This is a genomic window from candidate division TA06 bacterium, from assembly GCA_004376575.1.
Classification (GTDB): Bacteria; Hydrothermota; DG-26; order E44-bin18; family E44-bin18; genus E44-bin18.
On the sequence record SOJN01000129.1, the window covers coordinates 20124 to 27272 of the forward strand.

At 52.3% G+C, this 7149-nt stretch carries 6 protein-coding genes; all 6 read right to left on the reverse strand.

Translation table 11 applies throughout. The features are described from left to right. Positions 1-4: 4 nt before the first annotated feature. On the reverse strand, positions 5-850 hold the full coding sequence (locus E3J62_10735; protein ID TET44325.1) for an NAD(+)/NADH kinase: 846 nt from the start codon (positions 848-850) through the stop codon (positions 5-7). Further along, on the reverse strand, positions 847-1770 hold the full coding sequence (gene prmC, locus E3J62_10740) for a peptide chain release factor N(5)-glutamine methyltransferase (protein ID TET44326.1): 924 nt from the start codon (positions 1768-1770) through the stop codon (positions 847-849). The genes E3J62_10735 and prmC overlap by 4 nt, the downstream gene beginning before the upstream one ends. Beyond that, a complete protein-coding gene (gene prfA / locus E3J62_10745; GenBank protein TET44327.1) occupies positions 1724-2806 on the reverse strand; it encodes a peptide chain release factor 1 in 1083 nt (360 codons plus the stop codon). The genes prmC and prfA overlap by 47 nt, the downstream gene beginning before the upstream one ends. Further along, positions 2796-3779: a DUF1385 domain-containing protein gene (locus E3J62_10750; protein TET44328.1), complete on the reverse strand. Its 984-nt coding sequence runs from the start codon at positions 3777-3779 to the stop codon at positions 2796-2798. Before E3J62_10750 ends, prfA begins: the two co-directional genes overlap by 11 nt. A 327-nt stretch (positions 3780-4106) precedes the next feature. Then, entirely contained in the window at positions 4107-5495 is a 1389-nt protein-coding gene (locus E3J62_10755) for a hypothetical protein (protein TET44329.1), read from the reverse strand. Between the two features lie 169 nt (positions 5496-5664). Beyond that, a partial coding sequence (locus E3J62_10760; GenBank protein ID TET44330.1) for an HYR domain-containing protein occupies positions 5665-7149 on the reverse strand: 1485 nt, incomplete at its 5' end.

Here is a 7149-nt window from a genome sequence, read left to right on the forward strand (position 1 = left end):
GAGATTATTCCCGCCATCCTCCCCACTTCAACTTCTCTCTTAAGATCTTGTAGAAGCTGGCCGTAAGAGGTCTCAAGAGTTTCAGCCTGTGTCCAGCTCGATGAATCGAGACCTTGTCTTTCGACGCTATTTCTCTTACCTCCTGCCCATCGGCAACAATAGAGGCATCCCCGGATTCAATCTGAACCGCGAAGGTTACCTGGGGAGAGAGTACCATGGGCCTTAGGCCAAGTGCGTGGGGACATATGGGTGTTATGATTATTGAATCGAAAGTGGGATACACTATAGGACCTCCTGCCGCGAGAGAATATGCGGTTGATCCTGTGGGGGTGGAGACTATGAGCCCGTCCCCGGAAAAGCTTGCAACGTACTCCTCGCCCACGTATGCAACCATGTCCACAATTCTACGCGAGCTACCCATCCCCACGACAATGTCGTTGAGCGCCGTCAACGCAGTCCCATCGGGCAGTTCCGCTTCAAGAACCATTCTCTCCTCTATTCTGTATTTACCCTGCAGGACCGATCTGAGTGCCTCTTCCATGAGATCCTCACCCACTCCAGTCAGAAAGCCAAGACCACCGATATTTATTCCAAGTATCGGGACACCGCTGTTTCCAACAAGCCGGGCGGCACGCAGAAGTGTCCCGTCCCCTCCCATGGCTACCAGAAGGTCTACCCCGGTTGCAAACGTACTCGCCTGGGCAACCTTAGATTTCGCCTTCAGAATCGTGGCGGCAGAGTCTTCTGCAACAAATTCCACGCCTTCCTTCTTCAGGATTTCTGCAAGGCTTCCCAGCACCGAGCCAGCATGAGGCTTTGCAGTGTTAATGATTATGCCTACAGTCTTCATCTTCTCTCACCTTCTCTCTTAAACCCTGTCACAAATCTGGAGATTCCACGCAAGTCACAGCCGACCTCGACTCTGGAAAAAGACAAATTGGTCAGCATTTCTTTCACGTGTTCTGCCTGGCCATCTCCCACCTCGAGGGCAATCAGACCTCCACATTTGAGAAGAGATGACGCTTCCTCTAAGATCGGCCAGTACATCTTCAGACCATCCACACCTCCATCCAGGGCAGCCGCGGGTTCATGGTCTCTCACACCGTGAGGAAGGACTTCCATCTCCCCTTCCCTTACGTAGGGAGGGTTTGCAACCAGGCAATCAAGCTTCCCCTCGAGATTCAGAGGCTTCAGCACTTGAGCCAGGTCGCCCCTGAAAAAGGTCACCCTGTCAGAAACACCAAGCCTCGCAGCGTTCAATCTTGCCGAATCCACAGCTTCTGGTGAGCTGTCAGTCCCATAGCAGATGAGGTCTTTGCGGAAACTTGCGAGGGCCAGGGCTATTGCTCCGCACCCCGTGCAGATATCTGCCACCACGAGAGGTGACGGCCTCTTCAAGAAATTAAGAACATTCTCGCACAGCGTTTCAGTTTCTGGCCTGGGAATGAAGACCCCTCTCGGAACAACAAGTTTGAGCCCCATGAATTCAACATTGCCCACTACATAGGTTAGTGGTACGCCCTGTCTACACCTTTCTACCATATCGAAGTAATCCTTGTATTGGACACTGTCGAGCGCAATGTTTTCTTGAAGATATATTTCGGGGATTCTGATACCCAGGACTTCTGACAGGATTACCTCTGCGGCACGTCGGGGGGATTCCACAGCAGAACCCTCAAGAGATTGCCAAGCGTTCCTCAGCGCATCAACAGCTGGAATATTTCTATTCACCCTTGAGCATATTCTCCATTTGAGATAAGGCGAGCTTATCTATCAGTTGGTCAAGCTCGCCTTCCAATATACGGTCCAGGTTGTGCAGACTGACGCCTATCCTGTGGTCAGTGACCCTCTTCTGAGGGAAGTTATAGGTCCTGACCTTTTCACTCCTTTCACCTCTCCCCACCTGTTTTCTTCTGTCTTCGGCGATTTTTTCTTCCTGTTCCTTTCGCTCCCTGTCCAGAAGCCTCGCCTTCAGTACCTTCATCCCCTTAACCTTGTTTTTGTGCTGAGATCTCTCATCCTGACATGATACCACAATGCCCGTGGGCATGTGGGTGATCCGCACTGCGGAATCAGTAACGTTCACATATTGACCACCTGGACCACTTGCGCGGTAAACATCTATCCTGAGGTCCTTGGGGTCTATTTCAACCTCGACGTCCTCAGCTTCGGGAAGGACAGCAACAGTCGCAGTTGATGTGTGAATCCGTCCGCCAGATTCTGTTACAGGCACGCGCTGCACTCTGTGAACTCCGCTCTCGAACTTGAACCTGCCGAATGCACGTTTCCCCTCAATCAGGAATATGACTTCCTTATACCCGCCAATGCCAGTGGAATGTGAACTGAGCTGGTCCGTCTTCCATCCCTTTTTTTCCGCGTATCTGGAATACATTCTGTAAAGGTCGGAAACGAAAAGAGCTGCCTCTTCTCCTCCTGCTCCTGCTCTTATTTCTACAATTGCTCTTCGTTCATCATTCGGGTCTTCGGCCACAAGCATCAACTTTAGTCTGTTAAGAGACTTTTCTCTCGAAGTTTCCAGATCCACAAGTTCCAGCTTTGCTGCTTCCACAAGTTCATCATCCTGACCCGCCTTTACTATCCCCTTATCCTCTGAGACACGGTCGGATATCTGTTTGTACTTGTTGTACTCCTCCACAACAGGTCTTACTCTACCCATCTCCTTGCTCAACCTGACAAACTCCTTCTGGTCAGACGTCACGCCCGGATCACTGAGCAGCCGCTCGAGCTCATCTAACCTGGAGACAATTGATTCAAGTCTCTCTATTACCTTTGGATCAGGTTCCATCTTTCTCTTTTGCCTTGAACCGCAAAGCCTCCTTCAAACTGGCTATTCCCACCTCGAGCTGTGATGACTCGGGCTCTCTTGTGGTTATCTTCTGAAGCGCAAGCCCGGGAGAGAGAAGCAAGCGGATTACCCTGTTCTCTATTCTTCTGCTTGAAAACTTCATCAGTTCATAGGACACACCTGCAACCACTGGAAGAAGCGCCAGGTGGTACAAAAGCCTGAGTAGTCTCGAAGGGGTTACACCCCAGAGGCCGAACAGCAGGCTGTCAGCCGCACCGAAAACGATTATCGCAAACACGAATACAATCAGAAGGAAGCTCGTTCCGCACCTGGGATGTCTGGCGGAATATGTGGCGGCTTTATCTATCGAAAGCTCGCTCCCGGACTCATAGCAGAAGATGGCTTTGTGTTCTGCTCCATGGTACTGGAAGATACGCCTTATGTCAGGAATGAATTGAATTAGAGACACATAGCCCAAGAAGAAAGCGACCCTGATGAGCCCGGCAACCAGATTGAACAGTACCTGGTTCTCCTGCCCAACCACAACCCCGCTCAGCAGCAGCGGCAGATAGAAAAAGAAACCAACGCCGAGTGCGAGTGCAATTACTAACGTGAACGCAACCGCAGCCTCCGCCCCCTTCTTTCCTTTCGCACCTTGGCCTTTGTCTTTTGTACTCTGTACTTTGTCCTCTGTACTCTGTACTTCGGTTTCGGCAGCCTGTTGCGCCGACCAATTCAACGCCTGAATCCCCAGAATCAGCATCTCTACGAGTGTCACTGCGCCCCTTACTATGGGTATGCCCAGCGCTTTTCTTCGCTCTGTACGAGAGATGTACGGGAAGCTCCTTGTCGCAATCGAACCGTTCTCGCATCTCACGCATATAGCAATGCCGCCGGGGGCCCTCATCATTACACCTTCAATGACCGCCTGACCACCGACGTGCTTTGATGTTTTTGAAGGTGGCTTCGCCATCCCAATAACTATACAGCCCGAATTCTGCTATTGTCAAGACTTATAAGCTCCACGCCTCAAATGACAGAGGCCCCTCTGTCATTCTAGAGGGCATGGGGACAGCCCCCCAATTTTACAATTATGACTAAGCCACCTTAAGTCACTTAATCCCAGAAGATTATCAGACGGGTCCAGCACCGCCCTTCAGGATTTGGGCGGGTAGATTCTCCAAACAAGCCCTGAAATTGTAAAATTGGGGGGCTGTCCCCAACTCAAGCTATTCGACTACAGCATGAAGAAGGGAGGACAGAGCCCTCCCCTCTTTGACTCAAACTCTATTTCAAGGACTCACCGGAGCAGAACCATCTTGTCGATCTCAGTCAGGTCTCCTGCGTGGAGTTGGTAGAAGTAGATTCCACTCGGGACCTTCAGCCCTTGCTCATTCTTGCCATCCCACCTAACGATGTAATAGCCAGGATTCTGTTCTTGATCCACAAGAGTCCGAACGTCTCGACCCATCACATCGTAGATGCGAAGAAGCACCCTATCAGCATTTCCCGATGTGAGAAGCTGTGAACCCTCCTTCGGAGATATCCGACTGTGCGGAGTCGCTTTTGACCCCACCACTTCATACTCGATCATCGTTGTCGAACGGAAGGGGTTCGGGTAGTTCCGTGGCAGGGCGAGGACAGCAGTGGTGTCTGACTCACACGGCAGCGGAATCCCCAGATTCGCAGCAACTGTGGTGACGCAGTCCCGGATATCCTGGGCAGAAGCAGCACTTATGTGCTTGCCTTTTTGTGCATCCACGTGGTGAAGAAGGGCGCAGAGGACATTCCCGGACGTCTTTAGCTTCGCCTTGTCGTACTGCTTTCTTGCGTTGTCTGCTTTGACTTGCAGGCTATTTCTTATTCCTTCGTTGTCAATGTCCGCATCGGCAATCGTCTGATCCAGGTCGTCGAAGGTGGTGCAATTCACGGCCGAGCCAAACCCCATCCCTTGAGGGGAGTTGGCAACGGCCACCTCGTTGGAAATTGTGCCAGTTGCCTGATCGATTTCGAAGATCTTTTGGTCAGCAACGTTTATATCTGATCCCAACAGAACATCACCAACCGTGAAGACTAGAGCACCGATCCGATCGAAGTTCGGCCCGATTTCCCCAATGATCGTCTCAGCTCCAGTTTGTGTGTTGATCGTGACCAGCGTATCTGTGCCCAAGGACAACTCGGCACCAAAGAGCATCCCATCCGATCTGAAAGCGAGTCCTGCTATTCTGCGTCCTATGGAGCCTATGGCTATTGTATCCCCGGATGTCTTATCTATGGTGACCAGAACTCGCGTGGAGCCGAAGAGGGTCCCCTTGGGGAGAGTCACGCCGCCGGGTCCAAGGACATCCACAGGCGCGATTGCCAGCCCGTCCTGCTGACCAGTTCCTGAACCTATGATCGTGGCGGCGCCAGTCGCCTTGTCAATGGTGAGGAGTTCCCCGGTTGAGTTGTTTACAGTGAAAAATGTTCCGTCCAGATCGACTGCCATACTTGTGGGTGTGTTAAACTGACCGGGAGCCCCAAGATCTCCGATGTACGTTGTATCTCCCGTTACGAGATCAACAGTATAAAAACAGTCGCAGCCGGAGTCTGTCGCATACAACACCAGCGAACTGGCACGAGGAGCGGCCGCGAGGACGATTGTAAGTCCTGCAGCCAACGCCGCGGTGACTACACTCAACTTTTTCATGAGACTTTTCTCCTTTCTCCAAGCTTTCTATCTGAGGAGTGCTATCCTCTTTGCTGAGGACTCTACTTGGCCTTTATAACAGATCAAGCAGAGAATAGGCATTACAAGCTCAGGGTCAAGGAGGGGGAGCTGCCGCCCCCCCTCTTTATTCAGTACGAGTTCATCTGCATCAGCGAATCAGTATCATCTGTTTGGTGAAGACGTGACTTCCGGCCCTCATTGTGTAGAAGTAGACTCCGCTCGGCACCTCCTGTCCCTTGTCGTCAGTTGCATCCCACATTTCTGTGTAGTAGCCCGGTCTCCTCGTTACGCTCGCCAGGGTCTTGATCAAGCGTCCAGTCACATCGTAGATTCTCAGAGACGCAGTAGCAGTAGTGGGCAACTGATAGTGGATTATGGTTACCCCGTGGAGAGGGTTCGGGCGGTTCTGGCCAAGGCCGAAGACCTTCGGGATTGCTCTTCTTTCTAAAGCTGCCTGAGGACCTGGTTCAGGTACTCCTCTGACAACCATACAATCCCTACCCTCCAGCGGTTCTCCATCGTGTGTCTCCGCTGTAACATCCACCATCACTACCTGACCCTTCTCCAGGGAACCATATTTCGCTTCCAGAGAGTCGATGAGTTCGTCCCTGTGTACTTTGAAGGTGAGGTCTTCGAACCCATCCGCTCCCAACTCATCGCAGTCACAGGAATCCTCCCGTGCATAGGGGGGTGCGGACACATCCTCATAGTTGAAGTTAAACGGCGTAATCCCTAAAACAAGGACCGCTGTGGTATCAATGTCGGAGACATCAAACCCGTCACACCCTTCGATGGCCATGGGAACGACAGCACTTGTGCTGTCCCCTACATTGAGAGGATTGGGACATGATGTGGGCTTGATGTCAACCCACATCCGAACCGTCACGGTCTGGGTGGAGCAAGAGGCGGTGTTCCCACAGTCATCCGTCGCCGTCCAGACTACCCAGGACGTTCCAATGGGGAAGCTCTCAGGATCCCTGGTCACCGTCGGGATCCCGCAGTTGTCCGTAGCCGTAGCAGAATCTAAGTCCGCAACGCTGCCATAGCACTCCCCTGCCTCAGGATCCACCATTATATCCACCGAATCCGGACAGGTGATCTCCGGTGGGATGGTGTCCCTCACCGTAATCACCTGATCACAGGAAGCCGTGTTGCCGCAGTCATCCTCCACAGTATAGGTCCGTGTTATCTCGTACCAGCAATCCGGTTCGATGACCAGTGTGTCCACAACAACCGACTTGTCCAGATCATTGTCGCAGTTGTCTGTAGCCTGGACACTGTCAGCAACAGCCTCTGGCACATCGTCAAGACACTGATAACTGCTGTCCTTCGGACAGGACGTGATCGTCGGAGCCTCAGTGTCCTTCACCGTGATGACCTGCGTGCAGGTAGCGATGTTCCCGCAGTTATCTTCCACCGTGTAGGTGCGGGTGATCTCGTACCAGCAATCCGGATCCTTAATCAGGGTGTCCGCAGTCATTGACTTGTCGAGATCGTCATCGCAGTTATCGTCCGCCACGACGCTATCTGGATCACCCGGTAGAACCTCACCGAGACACTGATACGCACTATCATTCGGGCAGTAGCTGATCACCGGCGGAGTCGTATCCTGAACCGTGATCACCTGTACGCC